Annotated in this window: 20 protein-coding genes; 9 read left to right on the forward strand and 11 right to left on the reverse strand. The window is 31.1% G+C overall.

Annotated features, from left to right (window positions below):
• Positions 1–4: 4 nt before the first annotated feature.
• The 7 genes from JBL43_RS07945 to JBL43_RS07975 form a co-directional block, all read right to left on the reverse strand.
• Positions 5–2,476, reverse strand: coding sequence for a TonB-dependent receptor (locus JBL43_RS07945; protein ID WP_198840916.1), 2,472 nt, complete (start codon positions 2,474–2,476; stop codon positions 5–7).
• 155 nt (positions 2,477–2,631) lie between these two features.
• Positions 2,632–4,047, reverse strand: a complete 1,416-nt coding sequence (locus tag JBL43_RS07950) for a hypothetical protein (RefSeq protein WP_198840917.1) — start codon at positions 4,045–4,047, stop codon at positions 2,632–2,634.
• 5 nt (positions 4,048–4,052) lie between these two features.
• A complete protein-coding gene (locus JBL43_RS07955; RefSeq protein WP_198840918.1) occupies positions 4,053–5,000 on the reverse strand; it encodes an alpha/beta fold hydrolase in 948 nt (315 codons plus the stop codon).
• Entirely contained in the window at positions 4,997–6,502 is a 1,506-nt protein-coding gene (locus JBL43_RS07960) for a class I adenylate-forming enzyme family protein (RefSeq protein ID WP_198840919.1), read from the reverse strand. The genes JBL43_RS07955 and JBL43_RS07960 overlap by 4 nt, the downstream gene beginning before the upstream one ends.
• Positions 6,503–6,506: 4 nt before the next feature.
• Positions 6,507–8,003, reverse strand: coding sequence for a sodium/pantothenate symporter (locus tag JBL43_RS07965; protein ID WP_198840920.1), 1,497 nt, complete (start codon positions 8,001–8,003; stop codon positions 6,507–6,509).
• Positions 8,004–8,340: 337 nt separating this feature from the next.
• Positions 8,341–8,916 carry a DUF2911 domain-containing protein gene (locus tag JBL43_RS07970; protein WP_198840921.1) on the reverse strand — a complete coding sequence of 192 codons (576 nt, stop codon included), beginning with the start codon at positions 8,914–8,916 and terminating at the stop codon, positions 8,341–8,343.
• A gap of 363 nt (positions 8,917–9,279) precedes the next feature.
• Positions 9,280–10,359, reverse strand: coding sequence for a hypothetical protein (locus JBL43_RS07975; RefSeq protein ID WP_198840922.1), 1,080 nt, complete (start codon positions 10,357–10,359; stop codon positions 9,280–9,282).
• A 100-nt stretch (positions 10,360–10,459) separates the two neighbouring features.
• Between JBL43_RS07975 and JBL43_RS07980 the strand changes: the two genes are divergently transcribed.
• The 9 genes from JBL43_RS07980 to JBL43_RS08020 all read left to right on the forward strand — a co-directional run bounded on the left by JBL43_RS07980 (position 10,460) and on the right by JBL43_RS08020 (position 19,827).
• Positions 10,460–10,972, forward strand: a complete 513-nt coding sequence (locus JBL43_RS07980) for an RNA polymerase sigma factor (RefSeq protein ID WP_198840923.1) — start codon at positions 10,460–10,462, stop codon at positions 10,970–10,972.
• A 50-nt stretch (positions 10,973–11,022) separates the two neighbouring features.
• Positions 11,023–11,943 (forward strand): FecR family protein, encoded by a 921-nt coding sequence (locus JBL43_RS07985; protein ID WP_198840924.1) that lies wholly within the window; start codon positions 11,023–11,025, stop codon positions 11,941–11,943.
• 46 nt (positions 11,944–11,989) lie between these two features.
• Positions 11,990–14,446: a TonB-dependent receptor gene (locus tag JBL43_RS07990; protein WP_198840925.1), complete on the forward strand. Its 2,457-nt coding sequence runs from the start codon at positions 11,990–11,992 to the stop codon at positions 14,444–14,446.
• A gap of 457 nt (positions 14,447–14,903) precedes the next feature.
• Positions 14,904–16,166 carry a phage integrase SAM-like domain-containing protein gene (locus tag JBL43_RS07995; RefSeq protein WP_198840926.1) on the forward strand — a complete coding sequence of 421 codons (1,263 nt, stop codon included), beginning with the start codon at positions 14,904–14,906 and terminating at the stop codon, positions 16,164–16,166.
• A gap of 4 nt (positions 16,167–16,170) precedes the next feature.
• Positions 16,171–16,878 carry a hypothetical protein gene (locus tag JBL43_RS08000; protein WP_198840927.1) on the forward strand — a complete coding sequence of 236 codons (708 nt, stop codon included), beginning with the start codon at positions 16,171–16,173 and terminating at the stop codon, positions 16,876–16,878.
• A 103-nt stretch (positions 16,879–16,981) separates the two neighbouring features.
• Positions 16,982–17,272, forward strand: a complete 291-nt coding sequence (locus JBL43_RS08005; RefSeq protein ID WP_198840928.1) for a helix-turn-helix domain-containing protein — start codon at positions 16,982–16,984, stop codon at positions 17,270–17,272.
• Positions 17,269–17,544 carry a hypothetical protein gene (locus JBL43_RS08010; protein WP_198840929.1) on the forward strand — a complete coding sequence of 92 codons (276 nt, stop codon included), beginning with the start codon at positions 17,269–17,271 and terminating at the stop codon, positions 17,542–17,544. Before JBL43_RS08005 ends, JBL43_RS08010 begins: the two co-directional genes overlap by 4 nt.
• Positions 17,534–18,664 carry an AAA family ATPase gene (locus JBL43_RS08015; protein WP_198840930.1) on the forward strand — a complete coding sequence of 377 codons (1,131 nt, stop codon included), beginning with the start codon at positions 17,534–17,536 and terminating at the stop codon, positions 18,662–18,664. The genes JBL43_RS08010 and JBL43_RS08015 overlap by 11 nt, the downstream gene beginning before the upstream one ends.
• Before the next feature lie 827 nt (positions 18,665–19,491).
• Positions 19,492–19,827: a hypothetical protein gene (locus tag JBL43_RS08020; RefSeq protein ID WP_198840931.1), complete on the forward strand. Its 336-nt coding sequence runs from the start codon at positions 19,492–19,494 to the stop codon at positions 19,825–19,827.
• Positions 19,828–20,008: 181 nt separating this feature from the next.
• Here the strand turns inward: JBL43_RS08020 and JBL43_RS08025 are convergent, their stop codons facing one another.
• From JBL43_RS08025 to JBL43_RS08040, 4 genes are all read right to left on the reverse strand, one after another.
• Positions 20,009–20,725, reverse strand: coding sequence for a GNAT family N-acetyltransferase (locus JBL43_RS08025; protein WP_198840932.1), 717 nt, complete (start codon positions 20,723–20,725; stop codon positions 20,009–20,011).
• Positions 20,726–20,821: 96 nt separating this feature from the next.
• Positions 20,822–21,934, reverse strand: a complete 1,113-nt coding sequence (locus tag JBL43_RS08030; RefSeq protein ID WP_198840933.1) for a TIGR02391 family protein — start codon at positions 21,932–21,934, stop codon at positions 20,822–20,824.
• Positions 21,935–22,146: 212 nt separating this feature from the next.
• A complete protein-coding gene (locus JBL43_RS08035; RefSeq protein WP_198840934.1) occupies positions 22,147–23,115 on the reverse strand; it encodes a toll/interleukin-1 receptor domain-containing protein in 969 nt (322 codons plus the stop codon).
• A 179-nt stretch (positions 23,116–23,294) separates the two neighbouring features.
• Positions 23,295–24,812, reverse strand: coding sequence for a hypothetical protein (locus JBL43_RS08040; RefSeq protein ID WP_198840935.1), 1,518 nt, complete (start codon positions 24,810–24,812; stop codon positions 23,295–23,297).
• Between the last annotated feature and the right edge of the window lie 57 nt (positions 24,813–24,869).

Here is a 24,869-nt window from a genome sequence, read left to right on the forward strand (position 1 = left end):
AATATTATTTTTTCTTAAAGAAATCTACTGTATATTTTAACTCAACAGAATATAAAGTACCAATTATTGGAGAAGCTACAAACTCTCGGTTTTTAGCATTAAACAAGTTCGTTATACTAGCACCTACTGTAAATTTATCCGTAATATAATAACCAGCATTCGCATCAACAGTAAGACCACCTAATTGACCGTAGTTCCATGTTCTTCCATTCTTTGCATTTGCAAAAACATCGTTGGTACCATCTCCATCTAAATCTTGCGTTTTTGCTGCAATGTTTATCCCAGAAAAGAAATCATATTTTTCTACCCAACGACCATAAAGAGTTCCGTAAAATTTATTTTTATTATAATGTAAACCTATGCTTAATTTATTATTTGGAGTGTTTATAGGCAATTCAGTGTCTAAAACTATACCATCTAAATTACCATCATTAGCCATATCGTTTTTATCTAAATCTCTTCCAAAATAAGAGTAATTAAGAGAGGTTCTAAAAGCATCTGTGAAGTAATAATTTAATCCAAGATCAAAACCATAAGTATCAACTTTACCAAAGTTCATATAAGTCAATAAGAATGCTGATGGCCCTGTAGCACCAGGCACAGCGTCTTCATATTTTTCGTCTCCAACGTGGGTTACAAATTTATTGTTTGCTGCGTCTGCAATATTACGTAATGGACTAATAAAATTCTTTGATTGATTGTAGTATGCATTAACATCAATAAATAATTTGTCTGAAAGTTGCCCTTTATAACCAACTTCATAAGAATCAATAGTTTCCACATCTAATTTTTCAATTTTTGAACCGTCAGATAATGTGAAACCTTCTCCATTTCCAATGACCAATCCACCAAATAAATTTCCTTTTAGGTTTAATATTGAAGGCACAGCGATCCCTTTACCATACGTCACTCTAAAAGTTCCTTTATCCATGACTTTAGTAATTGCTAGTTTAGGAATAAAGTTTGAGCCATATAGTTCATGGTTATCAACTCTGGCTCCGAATAAAAAGTTCCAACCAGACTCGGCAATTTTATATTCTAATTGTGTATAAACACCTTTTTGATCAATGTCTATTCCTCCATCATCTAAAAGATAAGTACCATTAGAATTTGCCATATCTAATTGATATTGGGCACCTAAAGTTAAATAAAACCCGCCCCAATTGTTATTGTATTGTCCCTCTGCATTAAATCTCTTAGATGCATCTTCAAAAACGGAGCCTCTTGGTAACGGTATTCCAAAAGCAGAATTCCATTGTTCCGTATAAGACCTTCTTAAAGCCTCTTCTTCAGAAAATCCATTATCAATAAAAGAAACATAGTTTTGTGTTCTTTGGTTCATTGCATAGGTGTCTTCGGTCTTACTCCAAGTGTAATATGTATTTAAGAAAAAGTTGTTTGACACAAATTTTAATTGTGCAATGTCTATACTCCAATCTTTTATTTTATTACGCCCAGCATTTGTAACACCAATATTACTGCTGTTACTATGTCCGTAATACCCAATGATTTCAGATGCTTTACCAGGTTTATAATGCAGTGAAGCTCCGTATTTTTCACTGTCAAATTTATTGTCTTTTCCTAATTCTTTATAGGCTTTGTCTCCAACATAAACACTATCTGTATAATCAAACTCTTCACCAGTTGATTTTTCAAAATGCAGTTTGTAGGCAAATTTATCACTAAGTGCTTGTGCATGTCTTAGTCTCGCAGTAAATACTTTTTGATTACCAACACCAACAGCAAAAGTTGTTCCTTCAGAAGTAAAAGGGTTTTTTGTAATAGTACTTACCAAACCGTTATGAGCATTTGGTCCGTATAGTGTACCGTTTGGTCCTAAAAGAATTTCAACACGTTCTACGTCGTCTTTAGTTACTGTAGAAAAAGTACCAAAAGGTAAACCAGTGGCTACCAATGTAGAAACTCTATCATCTGTAATTTGAAGATTTTTAGAATTAAATGCAGAGTTAAAACCTCTAATGTTGATTCCCGTGCCTAAAACACCGCTTCGAACAAAATCCACACCTTTTTGTCTTGCAGCCAATTCGCCAATGTTAAAACTAGCAAATTCTTGAATGTCTTGTGCTCTAATTACGTTGACAGTAGCCGGAACATCTGTAATTTTTTGAGGTTTTTTACCTGCAGTTACCACCACTTCATTTAAAATGTTGTCCGATGAATTTAAAGAAATATCTACTGTAGTTATTTTACCAGCTTCAACTGAAACACGTTGTGTAATTGATTGTAATCCCAAAAATGAGAACGTTATATCATAAGTGCCTGCGGGAATATCTTCTAAAAGATAATTTCCATCAAAATCAGTAACAACGCCTTTGCTAATACTGTTAATGCTAACAGAAGCAGATGGTAAGGGTTGTCCAGCATCATCGGTAATAATACCTTGAATACTTCCGGTTTCTTGAGCATGCAAAATTGCAAAAGAAAATATAGTTAAAAGAAGAAACAGTTTTTTCATAATATAGTGTAGTTTGAGTTAAATTAGATGTGCAATCTATTATGAAAAAACAATTATCATCAAGTTGAATCTAGTCAAACTAAGTGCGACTATTTTAAGTTAGTGTTAAATTAAATTACATATACTGTTGATAATTAGCTTATTAATACAATAAGTTATAGATAGGACTTTAGTTGTAAAAAGGCTTCAGGAAGATTTTTTGAAAGTTTATCAATAACTTTAATCATGTGTTGTTTTTGATTTAAGGTGTGTTGTTTGTCGTTTATGGGCTCTTTAATTTCTTCTAATAATTTAGTGGCATTAATTTTACCTTCCATATATCTAGATAGTGAGATGCTCCAAGAAATATTGGGTACATAATTCCCTTTTTTCTTTCGTTCTTTTTCTTTGGCTATTAAATTAAATTTACTTGTAATTTTTAAAACTTCATCATATTTTTCTTCTATTACCAGCACGTTTATATAGGATGTAAAAAAATGATGCCAACGGTGTTCAATGATTTTAGATTTGTATTTTTTAATTATTTTTTTGGCATAATTATCTGCTTCAGCAAACTTATTAAGTTCGGTCAGAATTCGAATTTGATTGGAAGCATAACCTAGTTTTTGATGATAGTTATGAGTTTCATTAAAAAGATTAATGTATTCTGCCATAAGTGCATTCGCTTTTTTTGGTTTACTGTTCTTTAGCAGGATAGATACTAGATTATTCAGATACATTAAAGTATCATTATTTTCTTGGCGAATAGAGAGAAACGCATAATATTCAGCTTTTTTTAATTCATCTTTTCTAGAGTGCATTAAAACGCGACTTGCGTAATAATTAGATAATATTCTTCTCGAATACATTTGCCCCTTCCCAAAAAATACATCTATATGATCGAATATTTTTTTTAGTTTTTCGCTCTCATTGTAATTGGTATACATAAAAGCCAATAAAACAAAGGCTTGATATCTGTTTTTACCATCAATCGCTGTGGTTTGAAAAATTTTTAACAACCATTTTTCCCAAAATTTTGGTTCATTGTTATTGAGGCTATATTGGTTGGTAATATCGGTAGTGGCATTGTATAATTTTGAATCAATTCGAGTTGAAGTTGTATAATGGTCCTCATAATTTTTAAGAAAATCGGCGACAATTTGATGATCATTATACCGCATTCTAACCAGTAAATAGGGTTTATAATCTTTTACCAACTCATATAAATTCTGAAAATTATAATCCACTTTTTTATATTGAATTATATATTGTAAAAAATGTTTTTCTTCCGTTGCCGTAATAGCATCGGTCAATACTTTATTTTTCAACAACATTATCCAATTAATAATAATATCAACATCTATGGAGGTGAGTTTGTTGTTAATCCATTTTTTGATATAAGAATATTTTCGTTTATCGATACTTTGATTAAAAGCTAATGGATTATTTTCCGACAAGGCATTGGCAATTACCAATTCTATTATTTGCGTTTTTTCAGGGTCTTTAAATTGATGAAAAGCGGATAAATAAGTCGCTTCATGAGGTAGGATGTGCTGACTAAAATCGGTAAATTTTTTTAGTTTAGTTTTCAAACGTGTTATTCTTTTGATTCAACAAACTGTTCTATCAATACATTTACTTGATTTGGTTTTTCAAACTGAACGAAATGACCACTTTCAGGGATAGACTCCACTTGAACATTTTTAATTTGTTCTTTGGCAATATTACCCACCTTTTCAGTGCTTAACGTCGGATTAAAATAGCGGTTGGGTATCAATTTATCTTCCTTACCAAAAATAACTAAGGTTTTTTGTGTTATATCCTTTAATTGATCAAAAACAGGTTCGTCTAACATACCCGCAATGCTCTTTATGATGGCTTCACAATGAGCATCAAAATTAGAAGCATTTTTAATCTGTTTACGGTCATCAATCATTTTTTGAGCATCTTCGGGTAATTTGTAAAAGTTTAGAGCATAATTATGTACAATTTGTTCGTCAGAAGTATTTTTAACGGTAGCTGTCGTGTAAGCCGTTTTCATAAAGTTAGCTTGTTCTTTTTGAAAAGTTTCTAATCCGGCAGGGGCAATAAGTATTAATTTTTGAATGTCTTTGGGATAGGTGGTTGCTAACTTAATAGATGCTTGTCCGCCCATAGAGTGTCCAATAAGCACAACATTTTTTAAATCTAATTTTTTAATAAGTTGATGCGTAATTGAAGCAAAAAAGGAGGGTGTATAATCAACGTTAAGCATCGATGATTTTCCGTAGCCAGGCAAATCTAAGGCAATGCAAGTATAGTTATTTTTTAGCGTTTCAATATTTTTAGACCACGCATCAGCATTGCTACTCAAACCATGTAAAAATAAAAGTGTGGTTGCACCTTTACCTTCCATTATATAACTAATTTCTAAACTATCAATGCTTATTGATTTTGCGGGATATGTATATTCAGAAACGATATTTTTCATAAGTTTTTGAGTGTTTTGTGCAAATAATATCGTGTTCATACAGAGCAAAAAAATAAGAGCTATTTTTTTTATCATTTTTTTGATTTTAACGAATTAAAGTAAATCATTAATCTTTTTCTAGAAACTTTTCCTAAACCTGTAATGGGAATTTTATCCATTAAAAATATATATTTAGGATGTTTAAAACCAACTAAGTTTTTGTCCAAAAAAGTACGAATGTCTTCAATTACAATGCTTTTATTACTTGTAGTAACAAAGGCAATGCCACAACGGCCCCACTTTTCATCTTTTGTACTTAAGACAATCGCCTTATCAATACCATTAAACTGTTCAATAACTGTTTGAATTTCTTGAGGATATATATTTTCGCCACCAGAGATATACATATCATCTTTACGGCCTTTTAAAAATAAGTAACCTTCTTGGTCTTTAAATGCCATGTCGCCAGTATGTAACCAGCCATTTTTAATTTTATTTTTGGTTTTAACCGAGTTGTTCCAATAACCAGGACTCACAACTTCACCTTTTATACATAGTTCGCCGATTTCATTAGTTTTTACAACTTTTCCGAGGGGATTAACTATCTTTATATTGAGGTAAAAATTTGATTTTCCAATGGAATTTGGTTTTAATTTTGCCATTTCATGGTGTAATGAAGTGATGCTCGGACCCGCTTCAGTCAATCCATAACCTGGTCTTATGTACACCTTTTTTTCTTCATACCAATAGTTAATTATCTCTTGTGAAACTTCTTCACCACCAGAAATAATATATCGTAAATGGCTCAAGTCAACTTCTTTAAAAACGTTGGTTTGTTGCATCATTAAAAGCATTGTGGGTAAGGCCATAAATAAACTGGTTTCATTTAAGGCTAATAAACAAAGTGCTTTTTCGGCATCAAACTTATCGAGCATACCAATATGTGCTCCTTTATGTAATAAGGGTGTTATAAAAATATTCCACCCTGAAGTATGGTAAGGTGGTAGAATGTTTAATGTTGAGTCTTTAAAAGTAATTCCCAATTGCATTGAGGTGTTCAGGCTATTCCAGAACATCATTTTATTGGTGTAAATTACGCCTTGTGGACTACCCGTAGTACCTGAAGTGTAAAATATAAAAAGAGGATTGTCTTCCTTTATAATATATTCTTTATTGACAACAGGAATGGGATTTTTATAGTGATATTTTACTAATTCAGGTGTTAAAGTCTTAATATTATGAAATACTTCGGGATCTATTTTTTCTTTATAATCTTGATGATAGATTAATAATTTAGGAATACAATCGACAATTAATTTAGTTATTTCTTTTTGTGAAAGACGATAGTTAAGAGGTACTAAGATTACTCCCATTCGTTGACAAGTAGCAAATAGAACAATATATTCTAAAGAGTGTTGGGCTAAAACTGCAATTCGATCTCCTTCTTCGAGTCCTAGTGCTATGAACTTATCCATTAGCCTATTGGCATAGGTATTTAATGAGGCATAGCTATAATTCTCGTTACTATCATAAGAAGTTAACGCTGTTTTATCGGGCGTATAATCTGCCCATTTTGCTATCCAATCAAAAGTATCCAAATTATTATGAAGTTTTTAGTTTTGAATTGTTTGTGAATTTGTACAATACCAATCCTACAAGTAAAGATGATACAATAGCTATAGCCGCCGAAACTCCTGGATTGTTTACAGGCTCTTGCATATATGGTGTTATTCTACCGTAATAAATTCCGAAATGCACCACTAAAGCGGTAATACTTGCAATAAAAACTACTTTTATAGAAACATCTTTTAAAAAGATACCAAATAATACTGGTACAAATGCAGCTGCAAAATAGGCATAAACTCCGTTTTGAGCAAAAATTGCAACACTTACATTGGGATATTTAATTTGGTGCCAGCTTAATAAAAAACTTACTATTGCTAATATAACGATCACTATTTTGTTTATGACAAAGGTGTTTTTACTTACTTTATCTTTAAAAATAGGTTGTAATATATCTGAAGTTATAGTTATTGATAAGGATTGTATTAGGCTTTCTAATGTTGATAATCCTGCAGAAATTAATCCAACTACTATAATCAACCCTGTTACCACTGAAAACTTTGTAACTACGTAAGCAGGAATAATTTCATCCATTTTTAGTTTTTCGCCATTTACAGTAAAATCAGGAAAACTGATACGAGCATATAAACCAACGACTACAACCAAAAAGAAAACAATCATAAATGAGATGCCACTAAATAAGTAGGTGTTTACTTTTTTAGGATCTTTTAATAATAACGATTTTGTAATGATATGGGGTTGGCAAACAACAGCGACTCCAATTACAACTTGAGCGGCAATAATTTCAAAATAATCGCGAAATAGAAAGCTGGTTTCGTTGGTTGGTTTTGTTAAATTGGGGTCTATATCGTTTAGTTTATCAAAAAAACCAGAAATGCCACCGTCCATAAATTCGTAACCAGATCCAATTAAGATTAAAGCTACAATAAACATGATAATAGCCTGTATCGTATTGGTATAAACCATGGAGTTGGCACCACCAAACATCATATATCCAAATACAAATACCGTAATGCCCATCAACACGTAAAACGGTTGTAGATTTAAAGATTTTGCAATAACCTGAGTTAATCCTACATTAATTAAAACAATAAACGTGATTAATAATAGTGCAATTACGCCAAAGAAAAAAGCATAACTTTTGTTTTTATAGCGTTGCCCCATCCATTGAGCCATGGTCGTAGCTTTAACGGTGTTGCCATATTTAGCAAAGCCTTTGGTAAGGACAATTAGCGAAATAAAAGCAGCTATGGGTAAAATAATACCAAAGGAAAGTACACCTGAAAGTCCGTAGAGAGCAATAAACCCCGGGTTAATAATAAAAGTTGCTGCACTGGTCATTGAGGCGGCTAATGATAAACCAACTACCCAAGACGGGAATCCAATAGTACCCACGGCATAGTCGGCAATAGTTGTTGTTTTTCTAGCTCCTCTAATAACAAAATATAGAATTACACAGGCGTAAACGGCTAATAAAAGCCACATATAAGTTACCCAATTATCTGATGCAAACATTAAAATTGATTTTGAAACAAATAAAATGCTTATTGTTTAATAATAGGGAGTTTTATCGACATATTTTAGTGTGACTATTAAATATGTTTGTTTTATATATTTGTAAAAAACTAATAAACAGTCATATAAACAAGTGGGACTTAAATATATTTTGAAATAAGAATGGATATAATAGGTACAGTCTGTTATATGTCAAGGGTAGTAATTGCAACGAGCTCATTTCTCAAATAAAAAAACTGCTTTGAGTTACATTTCAAAGCAGTTTTTACAAATAATCCCTATTATTAAAATAATTGACCCCCAATTAATTTAGTTTTAGCTCAATTTTTATTCAAGCTTATAGTTTAGCGTAATAGTATTCTTCTGTAAATTTAATAGGTATAGAAACTCTTGTTTTGTCCCATGCAAGTACCATGTTGGCATTTTCGTTAATTCTTTTAAATCCGATAGAAAAAACGGATAAGCGTTCTGCTTTTTTTACAGGCACTTTGATCTGAGCAACATTTGTGGAAGGATTATACTGAAAAGCACCCCAAGTATCTACTTCACTATTTAGTATTATTTCCCATTCTGTCTCACCAGGAATGGTTAATAATACATAGGTTCCTGCTTGAACTAAGGTTTCCCCGAAATAAATATCTTTATAAAACTTTACTTCTGTAGCTTCATTGGCTCCAGTTCTCCAAATATTACCATATGAAATTTGATCTGTAAGTTGTTCTTTATCATCTTTTAAAGATGGTCTTCCATATATTACTTTGGCCATTGGAGTTGATACTTTTGAAGCTCTTAAATATGCAATATCTTGTGGAGCTTCATCTAATTTTTGAAAATCTTGAGCAGCGATTGTTGTAGTAAACAGTATTATGATCATTGTGATACTGGCGATTGTTAACTTGGTAATTTTCTTCATAGTATAAATTTTAATGAGGTCACCATCTTTTAGGTTTAAGTATTTAATTGCGACCTGTGAACTAAAAACAACTAGAACTTGAATAGTCCTGAAAAAAAATGATTTATTTTAATTTTCTTTATAAATACAGCATTGGTGATAAGGTTATTATTACTTTTTTTATAAAAATAAAGCACCCTTTTGAAAAGGATGCCTTATGAACTCTGATATGAAAAAAAATAAAATGCGTCTGCGTTAAATTGTTTTGCAGACTCCCCTACAGTAAAAACAATCGTGTCTTTAAATATCCTGAAAAAAAGTTATTTATAAAAAAAAACATCCCCTTTCAAGGGGATGTTTTGAAGTTTTATGTGGTTTTAATTACTAATTACATGCACTTTCAAATCGCAGCCGATCATCATCATCTTTAAAGTCAATTCTATTTTGTCCGGTAACTAAATCAATCTCCGTTAAGGTCCAAATATTAGAAATTTCTACCAAGCCTGGAATAGCTATATTTAATTCTATATCTTGTCCCGTACCCACAGCGGTCCAGGTTCCCGTGAATAATGGTAATGGTATGGCTAGCAAAGTAACAGTAACAGTGCCATTGGTTGCAAAGTTAAATTGGTATAGTGGATATAGCAAGTCTAAATTTAATGAATTGAGGGTTAATCGATTTATCTTCCAATCATCACAGCCCGTTAACAAGTCTTTAAATTCTTGTAATTCACATGCTATACAATCATCATCATTATAGTCATAATCATCATCTTCATCGCATATATCTATTGATGAGGTAATTTCAGTTTCTAGTTCTTGCATTGAATTTGTAGTAATTTCGGTATCATCGCTGCGAATTACAACAACGGGAAATTCAATATTGGATATATCATCAGATTTAAAATCTTCTATAAAATCAAATAATTCTCGATCATTTTGTAGTTCATCTTTGTCAAATTGTTCGGTAACGGTATTGTAAGTTGAAACTGTAATTGGAAAAACAAAATCTACACATTCAATATCTTGATCTATTTCATTTTCACCTTGACAAGTACTTGCAAGAGCATCAAATTGACTCTGATCGTTAAGGGTTACTTCTTTAAAATCTTCTTGAGTTACTGTTATCGGAAATTGAATTTGCATTGTATCAGCGTCATCATCATGATCATCAAATATATTTTCAACGGTTTCAAAATCATCTGCTGAATTTACGATAACCTGAATGCCATTGGCAAACACTGTAATAGGAAATTGTATAGATAAACAATTTGCTTTGTCTATAATGTTATCGAACGAACCATCTTTAAGGGTGGTACGTTTCATTAAACCCGCTAGATTTGAATCAGCGGTAAAAGAAGATTCATTTGGACCAGGAATCAAAACTGATTCTTCGTTTCTACAGGAAATCAAAATTAATAATCCTAAGAGTAATAATTTGGTAGTTTTTATCGTTTGCTTCATTGTGCAATATAAATTGTTAATACTATTGTATACATAGTAAAACAATTAAACGTAAAAAACTCCTGAAAATTTTTACTTATAATTTATAAATAGATAATTTATGACCCAAAACAAGTCTGTATGTGATGAAAGTGTTTTTGCTTCTATTTATAATTCATATGCTAAAGACCTTCATAATTACCTTTATTATAAATATGGTGATCGTTATGACCCAAACGATACTGTGCAAGAAGCTTTTGTTAAATTATGGAACAATTGTAAAGAAGTAACGATTGAAAAAGCGAAAGGTTTCGTTTTTATGGTATCGAAAAACATGATGTTAAACGAAATAAAACATCAAAAGGTAGTTTTAAAACATCAACAAGTAAAGCCAAAGGATTACACCAATGAAAATCCGGAGTTTATCTTAGAAAAAGAACAATTCTATAAAAAATATCAACGTGCGTTAGCGAAGTTGACAGAAGACCAACGGGTTGCTTTTTTACTATGCAAAACGGAAGGCAAAAAGCATCAAGAAATAGCCGATATGCTTAATATTACCAAGAAGGTTGCTGAATACAGAATTTATACGGCCTTTAATATTATTAAAGCTGAAATAAAAGAATTAAATTAATTGATATTTTTTCAGGACTTTTATAAACTTTATTGTTTTTAAGTAAATAAATGAATTTAATGAACCAAGAAGAATTATTAAAAAAATGGTTATCAAATGATCTGACCGACGCCGAACTGAAAGAGTTTGAGCGGTCAGAAGATTATGTGCTACATACTGAAATTATTGAAGGAGCTCAGCAATTTAAAGCTTCTAATTTTACGAAAACAAGATCTTTTAATGAGTTTAAGGCAATACGTGATGGGCAAAAAAAATCTAAAGTAGTACGTCTTAGTACTCGTAAAATTTTAATGAGGGTTGCTGCGATACTTATTATTAGTTTGGGATTGTTTTTTGCATTTTTTAATAATAAATCGACTACAATTAAAACACTTGCCAGTCAAAAACAAACCTTTGAATTACCGGATGCTTCTACCGTAATATTAAATAATCTTTCTACAATTAGCTACAATAAAAAGAGTTGGAACGAGAAAAGAGAATTAAGGCTAAAGGGTGAAGCTTTTTTTAAGGTGGCTAAAGGTTCTAAGTTTGATGTAATTACAAGTGCCGGTGTTGTTTCTGTACACGGTACACAATTTACTGTGAACCAGCGTGATGGATTTTTTGAGGTTCAATGTTTTGAAGGAGTTGTACAGGTAGAAAGTGATGCCTTTAATCAAGTGTTAACGATTGGTAAATCATTGAGAATTCGTAACGGTGAACTATCTTTAGATGAGGTTTCGCAAAGCGAACCTTCTTGGATTACGAATAAAAGCACGTTTAAAAGCATTCCTTTAATTGAAGTACTGAATGAATTAGAACGACAATTTGCCGTCAAAATTACCGTTAAGAATATTGATACGGATCAATTATTTACGGGTGGCTTTACCCATTTAAACCTTGAACAGGCACTTCAATCTGTCACGAGTTCTTTTAACTTGAAGTATACGAAAGAAGGACCGGCTAAAATTTTGTTATATAAGAGTGAATAAATTAAAATGCTTTGTACTTGTAATTTACCTTTTCAACGGCTCCTTATTGTTTTCACAAGACAATAATGAAAAAAAACCGCTCGTTGAAATATTAGTAGACTTACAAGGGCGTTTTAATTACGAATTCACTTATGCAGATCAGATTGTAAAAAACATTTTTATTATAACTCCTGACCCTAAATTAAATCTAAAAGAGGCCGTTGAATATCTTCACGAAAAAACGGGACTAGAATTTAGGTTTCTTGATGGCAATTATATAGTCATTAATAAAATGAATACGGCTTTTAATATTTGTGGATTTTTAATCGATCAAGTTGATCAAACGCCAATAGCTTCTGCTTCTATAATTGGTGATGCAGACGCTACAATCTCAGATGCAAAAGGGTTCTTTAGTTTAGCTGTTGAAGACAAAAATGAAATCATAGACATTCGTCATTTAAGTTATGCACCCTTAATCTTCACATCGGGTGATTTTAATACGAAAGCCTGCGACACCATAAAGCTTAGTCTTCAAAATGAATCTTTAGACGAAATAGTGTTGGCACATTTTATTGCCAAGGGTATTAATAAACTTGCCGACGGAAGCATGCAAATTAATTTTAAAAATTTCGATCTTGTTCCGGGCTTAATAGAAACGGATGTGTTACAGACGGTACAAGCTTTACCAGGTGTTCAAAGTGCTGATGAAACGGTTTCTAATATTAATATTCGCGGAGGAACAAATGCGGAAAATCTACTCTTGTGGGATGGTATAAAGATGTATCAATCTGGACACTTTTTCGGATTAATTTCGGTGTTTAATCCTTTAATTACATCAAAGGTGTCCTTGATAAAAAATGGAACAGGCGTTGATTATACGGATGGGGTTTCAGGAACCATTCTAATGAATACGGACGATAAAATAACTGATAAATTTACTGGGAGCGTGGGATCTAATTTCACAAATGCTAATGTTTTTATTGATGTACCGGTTGGTGCAAAGTCTTCCGTTCAAATTGCAGCCAGAAAAGCGATAAATGACTTTGTTGAAACGCCCACATATACTTCTTATTTTGATAGGGTATTACAAGATAGTGAAGTTGAGAATAATAATAAGCAGGTAGCACATTCCGGAATTTCATTTGATTTTTATGATACCTCCATAAGGTGGCTGTACCGTCCTAGTTCAAAAGATGTAATTCGGTTTAACTTTATAAAAGTAAATAATGAATTGATTTTTAATGAAAGTGCGGAACAAAATCAACAAACGACTTCTCGTGAGAGCCGATTGATTCAAAACACAACATCAGAAGGATTGTACTATCAGAGAGATTGGTCTCATAAATTTAAAACTAGTCTTCAAATTTATGAGACTGATTACCGTCTCAATGCGATTAATGTAGATGTTTTAGAAAATCAGCGTTTAGAACAAGAAAACAAGGTTTCAGAGTCTTCATTAAAATTAAAAACAACATATATTTCAAGTCCACAATGGTCTTTTATTAATGGTTATCAATTTATAGAATCAGGCATCTCCAATCTTACCGATGTTGATGATCCTAGGTTTTTAACTTTAGAAACAGAGGTAATTCGTGAGCATGCGGTTTTTTCTGCTGTAAATTTTAGTTCTGAATCAAGGAACACTCAAATAAAAGGAGGGTTGAGATATACCTATGTAGAAAAATTTAAAAAGCATTTAATAGAACCTAGAATTTCTATTAATCAGCGATTTGCAGACTATTTTTCCTTGGAAATTGCAGGAGAATTAAAACATCAAAACACCTCTCAAATTATTAATTTTCAAAATGACTTTTTAGGGGTTGAAAAAAGAAGATGGCGTCTGTCAAACCAAGAAGAAGTTCCAATTATTCAAAGTAAACAAGCTTCTCTAGGGCTCAGTTTTTCAAATAGAGGCTGGTTGATTAGTGCAACTGGATATCATAAAAATGTAGATCAAATTACGTCGCAGAGTCAAGGTTTTTTAGGACCTCATATTTATGATCAATCGATAGGCTCCTATAGTGTCAATGGTTTAGACGTTCTGATAAATAAACGAATAAAAAGAATCAGTAGTTGGTTGAGCTATTCGTATGGCAAAAACACGTATACTTTTGACGAATTTATTCCTTCAAAATTTCCAAATAACGTTGATGTAACGCATGCAGTAACGCTAGGATCTACTTTTTCTGCAGCAAACTTTAAATTTTCAGCTGGTCTTAACTACTATACTGGTAAACCCACTACACGTCCAATCGGAAACCAACAGGTGGAAGAAAATACTATTCAATATGAAACTACCAATAGTAGTCGCCTTGAAGACTATTTGCGATTAGATGCATCTGCAGTTTATGAATTTAAAATTATTTCAGGAATCCAAGCTAAAGCTGGGGTTTCGGTCTTAAATGTTTTGAATCAAGAAAATGAAATCTCCAATTTTTATCGTGTACGAGATAACGAAATTGAAAAAGGAACTAAAAAGGCTTTGGCCTTTACTCCAAATGCTGTGTTCAGTATATTGTTTTAGAAAGTAACGCCTTTGATTGAAGTGTAACGAGTACTTCAATTGCAAATCAGATATCTTAAAACAACATAGCCTGCTTAAGTACATTATGAATGTCGGAATTCATTGCACGTTGTGCAATGGTCCCTCTTAACCAGTACAGCAATTACAACTACCTGTCTTTGCAAGCCAGGTGTCTTAAAAGAACAAAATCTGCTCAAGTAAACTTGGCAGATTTTTTATGTTTTAATCCACAAGGTAGTTGTGAATGATCGTGGAGACGGAGGGAGTACAACTAATGCAACAGTGCTATTCTTGCCAGCCCTTATTTTTTCGTAAATATAACAACAAACTCAATGATACAAATATATATTTGAAATTAATTAGTTTTTTATAAATTGATTTAGGTTGCATTTGTTTGCTATTCACCGTACAAATACCGTACAATTGTATTATATTTGTATTGCAAATTAAAAATAATATGGCATCAATTAATTTTTTATACCGTTCTACAAAGAATAAAGCCGATTTAGTGTTACGCTTATTATATCGTAGTAATGAAAAAGATTATGTCTTTGGAGTAAAAACGAAACTAGAAGTAACAAAGGAATATTGGAAAAAGCATCATCGTTCAAGTCGTCTTAAAGATATTGATATTATTAATAAGCAAACGTTGGTAAAGAGCGAACTCAATAGAATAGAGAATCATATATTAAGTTCTTTTAAAGGTATAGATTCTGAGTTTGTTAATAAGAGTTGGCTTGAAGCTCAAGTTAATCAATTTTATAACCCTATCGATAGAACCGAATTTCCGACTGATTTGATTAATTATATAGATAAGTACATTGAGGTAAAGCAAACTGAGGTAACAAAAAGCTCCTTGAAAAAATTTAGAGTTATCAAGCGTAAATTAGAGAGATTTCAAAATTATAGATATAATATCATCTTAATAAAAGAGGTTGACCTCAATTTTAAAGCTGAATTTGAAAAATATTGTATATCTGAGCAGTATGCACCTAATACTATAGCGAGAGATTTACGCTTTATTAAAACCATTTGTAATCACGCCAAATATAATGGTCTCGAAACGAGTTATCAGTTAGAAAAAATAAAAGCTAAATACCAAAAGGTTGATAGTATTTATTTAACGGAAGTTGAAATTCAAAAGATAGAAAGCGTTTCTGCACTACCTGATCACTTAGAGAATGCAAAAGATTGGCTAATTATTAGTTGTTATACTGGTCAAAGAGTATCTGATTTTATGCGTTTTAATAAAAGTATGGTACGTATGGAAAAGAACAAGGAGGGCGTACTAAAACCTTTGATTGAGTTTTCTCAAAAGAAAACAGGCAAACTGATGACCGTTCCTTTGTCTCAAAAGGTCGTTGAAATTCTTAATAAAAGAAATGGAGAGTTTCCCCGTTCAATATCGGAGCAAAAGTATAACGTATATATTAAAGAGGTATGTAAACTAGCACAACTAAATAAAAAAGTTAAGGGTAGTAAAAAAGTAAAAATTTCACCTACTAGTAAAAAATACCGAAAAGAAATTGGTATCTATCAAAAATGGGAGCTTGTTACTAGCCATATTGGAAGACGCTCTTTTGCTACAAATCATTATGGTAAAATACCAACTTCATTTTTGATTTATATAACAGGACACAGTACGGAAGCAATGTTTTTAAGTTACATCGGTAAAAGCAATAAGGACATTGCTATGGAATTAACTAATTATTTAAACTAATAAAATGAGTGTATTTTTTGGAGAAGTAGAATTAAGACAATTTTTAAATAATAATTTAAACGTTGAGTTTATGTCTTATACTGTAGGGGTAAAATCACCTTATGGTGTTATTTTAGAGCCAATAGTACTTGATTTCAACAAGTCTGCATTAAAGTTTGCTGATCAGCTCTATAATGAGCTTAAGGGGCTGACTAAAGAGCAACGTCTTTCAATAGAGACAACTCTAAAAGAGGGTTATTTGGTTTTGATAAATAAATATATTGATTGGTATAAGGTCAATAAGGAATTAACTGTAAACTACTTTCCTTCTAAAAACCCTTATGAGGTTATTTACGGGGACTTGACGTCTATTAAAAAGGAAATACTGAAACATATTCCAGAATTAAAGGAGCAAGCTGAACAACAAAATTCAAACATCAAATCACAAGCTAATTACTTTGATGAAAAAGGAGAAAAACTATTTGAATATCTTAATGAAAATTATGATAAAAATGGTAAGATTAAATATATAAATATGTTTTACTACTTAAGAGAATTGTTTATAAAAGGCAAGGTACAATTCAGTTTTACAATTGATAAATATAAAGCTTTCATTTTAGAAAAATTTAATGTTTCAATAAAGAAATTTGAAAAAGCCGAGTTTTTATATCCAGAAAAAGAAAGACCAATTTTGATGTTGTTGAGTAAAAAATTCTTCGATTCTTTGAATTAGATTAAAAATACCTCTTTTTTACCTAATTTTTACCTTTTATCCCCCTTTTACCATACCCTAATCACTTTCCATTTTTGCTGTATATAAATTTAAATTATACAACATGCAAAAATTACAATTTATTCAAACAACCCCACAACAGCTATCTGAGCTAATTAATGAAGGGGTTAAAAATCAATTAGCACAATTAAAAAAGGAGCTTCAACATCAAGAGAATATAGATGAGCTTTTAACAAGGCAAGAAGCTTGCAAATTTCTTCAGATAAACTCAAGTACTCTTTGGCACTGGACGAATAAAGGAAAGATAAAAGCCTATGGTATCGCCAATCGACGATACTATAAACGAAGTGAATTACTAGAAGCATTAAAACCTTTAAAAAAACAAATGAAATGATTTTAGAAAAAAAATTTCAAACCCTATTGGGTACAGAGGAACAAATTGCTGAGGTAAAATCTATCATAGAACAATTTGATACAATTAAAGCTGTAGTTGTGGAACATAATATTGTGAGAGTTCCAAATAACGAGCTTAAATTCATAGTGTTGAATCACTATGAATTAGAATTAACAGCACCAAAAGAGGACTTGAATAAGTATTTTGAAATGCTTAAAAGCAACCCAACTGTACTTTTTGTTGAATCAAAAAAAAATACTCATGTCGGATAAAAGCGTTTTTAAAATACCAGAAAAAAGAGAAGTGAAACTTAAAACTCCTGAAGAGCTAAATAAAATTTTAAAAAGCCTTTTAATCAATCCTAATGACAAATTACCACCTCCACTAAAGGCTTGGGCTACTATAGATGAAAATGGGGATGAAAGTGTTATGGGAACTTTAGAAAATTTCTCTTTAATTATTGGAAAAGCTAAAAGTCGGAAATCCTTTTTCATTGGTATTGCTGTTTCGGCTTCTATTTCAAACAAACTTTTATTAGGCAAGTTCAAAGGCTGTCTTCCTGATGATAAAAATGAAGTTTTGTATTTTGATACCGAACAAGGAAAATATCATGTACAATTATCCCTTAAGCGTATTTGCGAATTAACAGGAATTGACGTTCCTACAAATTTGAAAGTTTATGGGCTGAGAAGTAAAAGTACTGAGGAGCGTCTTGAATTAATAGAGCACTGTTTAAAAGAAAACCCAAAAGTTGGATTAGTAATTATTGATGGGGTCAGAGATATTGTTACTTCAATAAACGATGAAGCAGAGGCAACAAAAATTGGAAACCTATTTTTAAATTGGACGGAGGTTCATAAAATGCACCTAATTGCTGTGCTTCACCAAAATAAAAATGATTCTAATGCTAGAGGACATTTAGGTTCTGAGCTGGTAAATAAAGCCGAAACTGTCCTCTCTGTTAACAAGGATTCTAAAGATAAAAATATTTCAATTGTTAATGCCGAGCAATGTAGAAATAAAGAACCAGAACCTTTTGCGTTCGAAATTATAGGTGGGTTGCCTCAATTGGTTGCTAATTATGAAATGAGAGTAAAGCCAGCTAATAAATTAGAACCTTATGATATTAATGATTACGATAAGTATAGAATTCTTGAAGGCTTATTTAGAAAGCAAAATACTTATTCTTATGGTGACCTTGTTGCTATCTTTAAAGATGAATTTAATAAAAAATATAAAGGTGCAGGAAAAGGTATAGGTATGAATAAAATAAAAGAGATTATTAGTGTATGTAAAAATAAGGGGTGGTTGCTTCAAGAAAAACCAAAAGCTCCTTATACATTAGGTAAATTTAATGGATTAGAGGAAAATGAAGATGATTGTCCATTTTAGAAGATTGTTATTATCAACTTTCAATAGTTTAACAATAGGTTTAAGGTACGTGCCTACTATATAGGCACTAAACCTTTAAACCTTAACCAAATTTTTAAGGTTTTCTATAAAGGTTTAAACCTTTAAACCTAACGCTAGAGACCTTGTATACACGGAGAAAATAAGGTTTAGAAAGTGTTATTAAATAAACGTTGTTAAACTAGTTTAATTTAAGGTTTAGATAAACTTACTACTAAACTTAAAAAAGGAACGAATCGGTAATGCTTTTATTCTTGGACTAATCTAGTAAGAAAGAACTCAATATTTGGGAGTTTCCTGGCTGTTCATTATTAATAATTATAAGTGTTAAAAGTTTTTTTGCACGTTTAGTAAATTGATTAGTAGTTTGTATGGTTCTTTTGGCGTCAGTATTCACGCTTTATTAAGAATCCTTACAACAATTACATCGAAGATTATAAAAGCCGTTATATGGCTTTAATTCAGTTTTTGGAAGAAACCAAATAGGATATATCTAAAGGCGAGCTCAATCTTATCAATTGGGAGTTAATTATATAAATATATATACCTTAAACAGGAATAAATGTATCATAAAATTACAATAGCATCAGTTCAAATTGAATTAAATTTTCTATTTAATGCTCAAAAAAACAGCCCCCCCCTGTTAATCTCGTACGATAGCACTCGTTCCGATTTCCGATGTATTTTTGGTCTTGTAAATAGTTCCTTAACCTACTTTTTGTTGGTATAACCTTTTTATTGGATAGTTCGGTAAAACGCTAAATTAGTACTCATCTTAGAAAAATTTTAATAGAAAAATAACAAAACACATGAAAAATAATGATTTAAGAGGGTTAGACCTCAATGGGTTTTCTAATCCAACAACAGAATTTAATCCTTCTATTTTTAATGACAGAGAAAAAATTGATTTAATAAGAATAATGATAAGGATGAATTTTACTAAAACTAAAGGGTTTTATAGATTTGCAACGTCTTATGGCTTAAAACATCACATCGAAAGGCGTTTTGGAGATTACGTATCTAATGGAGAATTAATTTATGCGATGCATCTAGAAGGGTTTAAAATAAAAAGGCTTAATATTAATGGTTTATTTAACCTGAGTGCAACTAGCTTGAAACAATTCCTGAAGATAGGTATAAAATAGCAAGATCACTCAATTATATATCCGAAAGATTTAAAGAATTATTAATTGTAACAAAGCATTGTGGCAAAATTATTTCATCACTATACTATTTTGAAGGTTTTAAAAAAAACAATTACCTCAAGCCCAATAAATAAGCTATAATTAAGGGTATATAGCCCGCATTGTGGATACATCCTTTTTTCTATTCATTCAGTTCAGTTATAAATAAAAATGGATCGAATTCAATTCTATTATTTTCCGAAAAGTATTTTACTTTATCTTCTCTTATTTTTTTTCCGTTTTTTGTCCATCTTAAATTCCAATTGCAGTTACAAGGTTGAATTATTGGCAATAATAACTTTCCTAAAGTTGAATTAACTTCCCAAGTCCATTTTGGTTCGTGATTTTTTGCTTGATAAGATTCAACGTTCCATAATTCAATTTTGTTATCTGAATTGTTTTTTGTCGTTTGTTGAATTTCAATTAATGGTTTATAATACATCAATTCAGATTCAGAATATCCTCTGTCAGGAAATTTTATAAAATCCATTTTTTTCCAAAATTTTTCTGATTCACTTGGCGAGCAAAATAATTTAATAGCTAAAAATCCTTTTTCTTTAAAAAATCCCGCTATTTGGTTGAAGAAATATTTTCCAATTCCGCTATTTCGATTTTCAGGTTTAATTACCATTATATCAATTTCAGCATAAATTTCCCCTTTGTTCCAAACTAAAAATCCGATTGGAAAATTATTATGTTCTAAAGTTATAAATTTTTTATTTCTAAATGCTTTTTCAATAATTGCCCAATTGCAATAGAAACCATCTCCAAAAGTTTTATATTCTTCAATTAACCATTTTTCAATTTCATTCAAGTCAGGTTGAGTAGGTGATAAGTTTAGTTGAAAGACTATTTCCATTGGTTTTTTTTTTGATTAGTTGCTTATTTTAAGTAATATAGTTCGTAAGTAAGCTAAAATCAGCAATTAATTTTATACGGTAATGGGCATAGTTTTTTAGAAGGGTAAATCATCTTCTGATATTTGCTCTACAAAATTTTCTAGTTCTTTTTTAAAATCAGAATCTTTCTTCTTTCCGTAATAATTTGAAACCCAATCGTAAATTATTCTATTTCCATCATCCAATTCTTTTTTCAGAATATCTTTAAATGAATCCAAAAACAAAACATCTTCTAATCCATCAATATGATTACCGAAAAAGTCAATTACAAATCTCTGTTTTTCTTTGTCCCGTGAAACTAAGGAATTGTAAATTTTGTCAGCAACTAAGTTTCTTAATAATGACACTTTAATAATAGAGGTAAACCACGAAGCGTATATTCCAGCTTCATTTGTTGTTCCTTGAAAATCTTTTTCAGCAACAGGAATTAGTTGTATTAATTTATTTTCAGCTCTTAACCTTGAATCTTCATCTATTTTTGTCCATTGCGATTCGAATAATGCAATACATCTAATTACTGTTTTTAATGAATCCGTAAATCTTAATTCTTCCGAGACCAATTTCAAAATCTCAATATTTTCTTCTTCGCTTAATAAATCTTTTAACGCTTCCCAAATGAGTATAATAATAGCTACTTTTCCGTTTTCTTTTTGTCTAAATATTTCTATTGCTATTTCGAATATTTTGTTTTTTGGGATGTCTTTTATTAATAAGTTTGCATATTGATTTGTTTGAACAAAATCATTGTCAAAAACTCTCTTCAAGAAGAGTTCAGTTGTGAATTTTCCTTTTGATTTATCGATTAATTTTATAAGGTGATTAATGAAAATTATTATTTCAAATGCATCTTGTTCACTATCGTTTATTTTTGAATGACTTCTCGGGTTTCTATAAGCTGAATAAATTCCACGTAAGATACTTTCAATTCCCTTTTGGATATTCTTTTCAGATTCAGTTTTTAATTTATTTAGCCTAATTTTTGGATTAGTTCCGCCAAGTGCTCCACCAATTAATTGATTTCCATCGTTGTCTAATCCAGACTTTTCTCGAATTATATCTCCAATGAATTGAATAGAATCAAGTATAGCTGTTTTATAATCCTCCGAATTATAACTTCTTTTTATAAACTCCCAAAGACGTTCTTCAATATGTTGTTTAATGTGTTCCATTCAGATGTTTAAAATTATGTCCAACGGTCGTGTATAAGAATAGTAGGGCTGAAAACAGACGCTATCGTTTCGGATTATACACGAGACGAATTTTTAAATTTTTCTTTATTTTACCAAAAGCCAAATTTTTAAATTTGGCGATCTTCGCAAATACACTCAAACCTTTCGGAAAGCCTATATTAGCTATGTATTATATACATTTTTGGGCAACGTTATTTTTCCGTTCCTTTAATTTTATCAATAATATCAGACATTTTATCCAATAGTTTTGGGTCGAAATCATCACTTTTTTGTCCCATAAAAGAAGATTGATTATTTATATTCCAGTCTCTAAATATATCTTTTAATTCTTCTGTCTCAATTCTTTTGTTAAATACTTGAAGGTAAAATTTTCCAAAAGAGATAGCGTGTATTCTATCTGCTATTTTCATTGTTTCGTTCATATATGCTTTTCCAAGAGTAAATGAATATTTCGATGAGGCAATAAGTAGAATTATTATTAGTGCACTTTTAATTGCAAAGAATATTGTCTTACTCCAATTTTCCTTTTCTCCAAAATCAGCTAAACCAGAATTTGAAAGCCATATTGTTGCAGCAACTCCTGCAATTAATGCTATAAAGCCTAAACCATACCATATTAAAGCATACGTTTTCATATTAGACTCCTTAGATTGTAAATCAGTCAAAGTCTGGGAAATATATTCTGGTGCTGAAGATTCAATTTTTTGTTTTACCTCTTTCTCTTCTTCTTCAATAGCAATCTGTTTACCGTAAAATGAGTTGATTGCATTATCTATATCTTTTCCAACATTTTGCACATCATTTTCGGTAGTGCCATTCAGCATTATTCCGCGAATATTTCTAATTGTACTCGGTAATTCACTAAAGTCAATATTGGGATAAAATATTGGTATAAATAATTTTCGTGAATTAGAATGGACGGAATAATTTCGGATTTGAATTACCTCATCCATAAAATAATTAGAATTTAAAGAGTCATTCGAAATCAATGCAATATGAATATCTGCACTCTTCATTGCATTTTTAATTGAAGTTTTAATGTCGTGTCCGACCTCGAAATCACTTAAAATTAATTCGTGTCCTAATTCCATTAAATTATTCATCAATGACCTAATAAAATTGTGATTTTCTTCTGAGTGTAAAATGTAAATTTTTGCCATAAATTATTTAATTCGGATGATGTTTTTTTAATGTTGCCCAACGTTGTTGTATATGGTTTGTTGCGTGTTTTAAGCAACTAATTTAGTAAATAATTATCGACCAAGAAAGTCCGCGAGGACTTTCGTAAGTAGGCGAGAAGCTAGCAATAAATTATATACGGTGCTGGCGGTAGTTTTTATTATTCAATTTCCATCCTTCCAATGAAGTCTTCTGTTTTTTCATCTCTATTATTTTGAAATGCACTTTCAGCTCTCTCTAAATGATAAGTTGGTGATTCCCTTACTCCAATTCGTCTACGTCCCTCGTCAAATTTCCAAAACTCAACTATTTGAATACCTCTTTTTCTAGGTTCCATAAAAAGCGAAAAGTCAAGAGTATATGCTTCAAATCTTCCTTTACGACCTGAGGCAGCTGAAGTATCTGGTTCTATTACATGGATAAGTTTAAAGTCCATAAGTTGAAGAACCAACTCGTGCATAGCACCATACTGTTGAGTTTCGTCTTGAGATATTAAAAAACAAGTCCTCTTTTTTTCTTCAATGCAGAATTTTAGAATATCTCTAAAAACTGATTCAAGCCTAGATGCTTCAACATTTGCGTCCTTTCGAAGAGCTTTTAACTTCGATTGGTATGAGAAACTGCTAGCTGCTTTCCAGATGTTAGTTGCAGTAAGATGTTGTATTCTATCAACCGAAATTGCTTGGTCTATAGCGTTAACAAAAATCGTGAGAAAATCTCTCGGTACACCACCGGAAGCTATAACAAGTTCGTCAAATGAATTATGATTGAATAAACTTTCTTTTGCATTTTCCATTCCAACTTCATTAGCCATATAATTCAAAATTCTACCTAAATATTCACTTGGAGAGGATAAGTCTTCTAAAGTTCGGTCAAGATTTATTTCTTCGACATCTTGATTTAACTCAATTCCAATTGTTTGTTTTTCATGTCTAATTAATTCAGTCCTATGTCTTATTGTCGCTACCTTTAAATAATATTCAGTTCCACGTACCAATCTGTGAATATAATCTATGACATCAGGTTGTTTATCTCTTTTTATTAAGTAGAAATCGTCTAGTAAAATGAAGCAGGCCTCATATTTACTTTTTTTAAGTTCTCTTTCGATAGCTAATTTATAGTCTGGAAGATGTCTTTCTAATTCATCAAGTTTATTCTCTTGAAATTCACTCAGTTTTCCTAAAGTATTTGTTCGGTCAGCACTTGCTTTAACACCTTTATAATTTCCTCCTCCACTAAATTTAGATTCACTTTTTTCTTCTTCTTGTACTTTTCTTGTTTCAGCTCTATTAAGAAGTTTTCTTAAATCCTCAATATGTTTTTGAACTTCTGTTTTTCGTAAAACAAATTTTCGCCATTTCTGCTTAGATGAAGGAATAGATTCCATGATTTGAAGTAATAATCTAATTAAAACATCAGGATATCCGAGTCTTTTTATATCGTCAGTAGACACATAAATCGATAATATTTCATGTTTTTTTCCAACGTCATTTTTATAGTGAACCAATAAACAAGATTTTCCGGAACCTCTTCTCCCAAAAATTACTTGTTGTTGTTTTGACCCAAGACGGTCTAAATGCCCTTCAACATCAATATACTTTGGGTTGTGATTAGGTCTGATTCGAAATGAATCTCTGATTAGAGTCTGTAATGCTTTTACTTTTTTATCATTAAGCATATTTGTTATTTTTAATTACTGCAAACGTTTGGGCTATGTGCCGTTAATTTTCTTTGA

Origin of the sequence: Aureibaculum flavum (assembly GCF_016406085.1) — a bacterium.
GTDB lineage: Bacteria > Bacteroidota > Bacteroidia > Flavobacteriales > Flavobacteriaceae > Aureibaculum > Aureibaculum flavum.

Excerpts from the sequence above, each read along its gene's own strand:
- JBL43_RS07945 (WP_198840916.1), bottom strand. The coding sequence starts at position 2,476 with ATGAAAAAACTGTTTCTTCTTTTAACTATATTTTCTTTTGCAATTTTG.
- JBL43_RS07955 (WP_198840918.1), bottom strand. The coding sequence starts at position 5,000 with ATGATAAAAAAAATAGCTCTTATTTTTTTGCTCTGTATGAACACGATA.
- JBL43_RS07965 (WP_198840920.1), bottom strand. The coding sequence starts at position 8,003 with ATGTTTGCATCAGATAATTGGGTAACTTATATGTGGCTTTTATTAGCC.
- JBL43_RS07970 (WP_198840921.1), bottom strand. The coding sequence starts at position 8,916 with ATGAAGAAAATTACCAAGTTAACAATCGCCAGTATCACAATGATCATA.
- JBL43_RS07975 (WP_198840922.1), bottom strand. The coding sequence starts at position 10,359 with ATGAAGCAAACGATAAAAACTACCAAATTATTACTCTTAGGATTATTA.
- JBL43_RS07980 (WP_198840923.1), top strand. The coding sequence starts at position 10,460 with ATGACCCAAAACAAGTCTGTATGTGATGAAAGTGTTTTTGCTTCTATT.
- JBL43_RS07985 (WP_198840924.1), top strand. The coding sequence starts at position 11,023 with ATGAATTTAATGAACCAAGAAGAATTATTAAAAAAATGGTTATCAAAT.
- JBL43_RS07995 (WP_198840926.1), top strand. The coding sequence starts at position 14,904 with ATGGCATCAATTAATTTTTTATACCGTTCTACAAAGAATAAAGCCGAT.
- JBL43_RS08000 (WP_198840927.1), top strand. The coding sequence starts at position 16,171 with ATGAGTGTATTTTTTGGAGAAGTAGAATTAAGACAATTTTTAAATAAT.
- JBL43_RS08005 (WP_198840928.1), top strand. The coding sequence starts at position 16,982 with ATGCAAAAATTACAATTTATTCAAACAACCCCACAACAGCTATCTGAG.
- JBL43_RS08010 (WP_198840929.1), top strand. The coding sequence starts at position 17,269 with ATGATTTTAGAAAAAAAATTTCAAACCCTATTGGGTACAGAGGAACAA.
- JBL43_RS08015 (WP_198840930.1), top strand. The coding sequence starts at position 17,534 with ATGTCGGATAAAAGCGTTTTTAAAATACCAGAAAAAAGAGAAGTGAAA.
- JBL43_RS08020 (WP_198840931.1), top strand. The coding sequence starts at position 19,492 with ATGAAAAATAATGATTTAAGAGGGTTAGACCTCAATGGGTTTTCTAAT.
- JBL43_RS08025 (WP_198840932.1), bottom strand. The coding sequence starts at position 20,725 with ATGGAAATAGTCTTTCAACTAAACTTATCACCTACTCAACCTGACTTG.
- JBL43_RS08030 (WP_198840933.1), bottom strand. The coding sequence starts at position 21,934 with ATGGAACACATTAAACAACATATTGAAGAACGTCTTTGGGAGTTTATA.
- JBL43_RS08035 (WP_198840934.1), bottom strand. The coding sequence starts at position 23,115 with ATGGCAAAAATTTACATTTTACACTCAGAAGAAAATCACAATTTTATT.
- JBL43_RS08040 (WP_198840935.1), bottom strand. The coding sequence starts at position 24,812 with ATGCTTAATGATAAAAAAGTAAAAGCATTACAGACTCTAATCAGAGAT.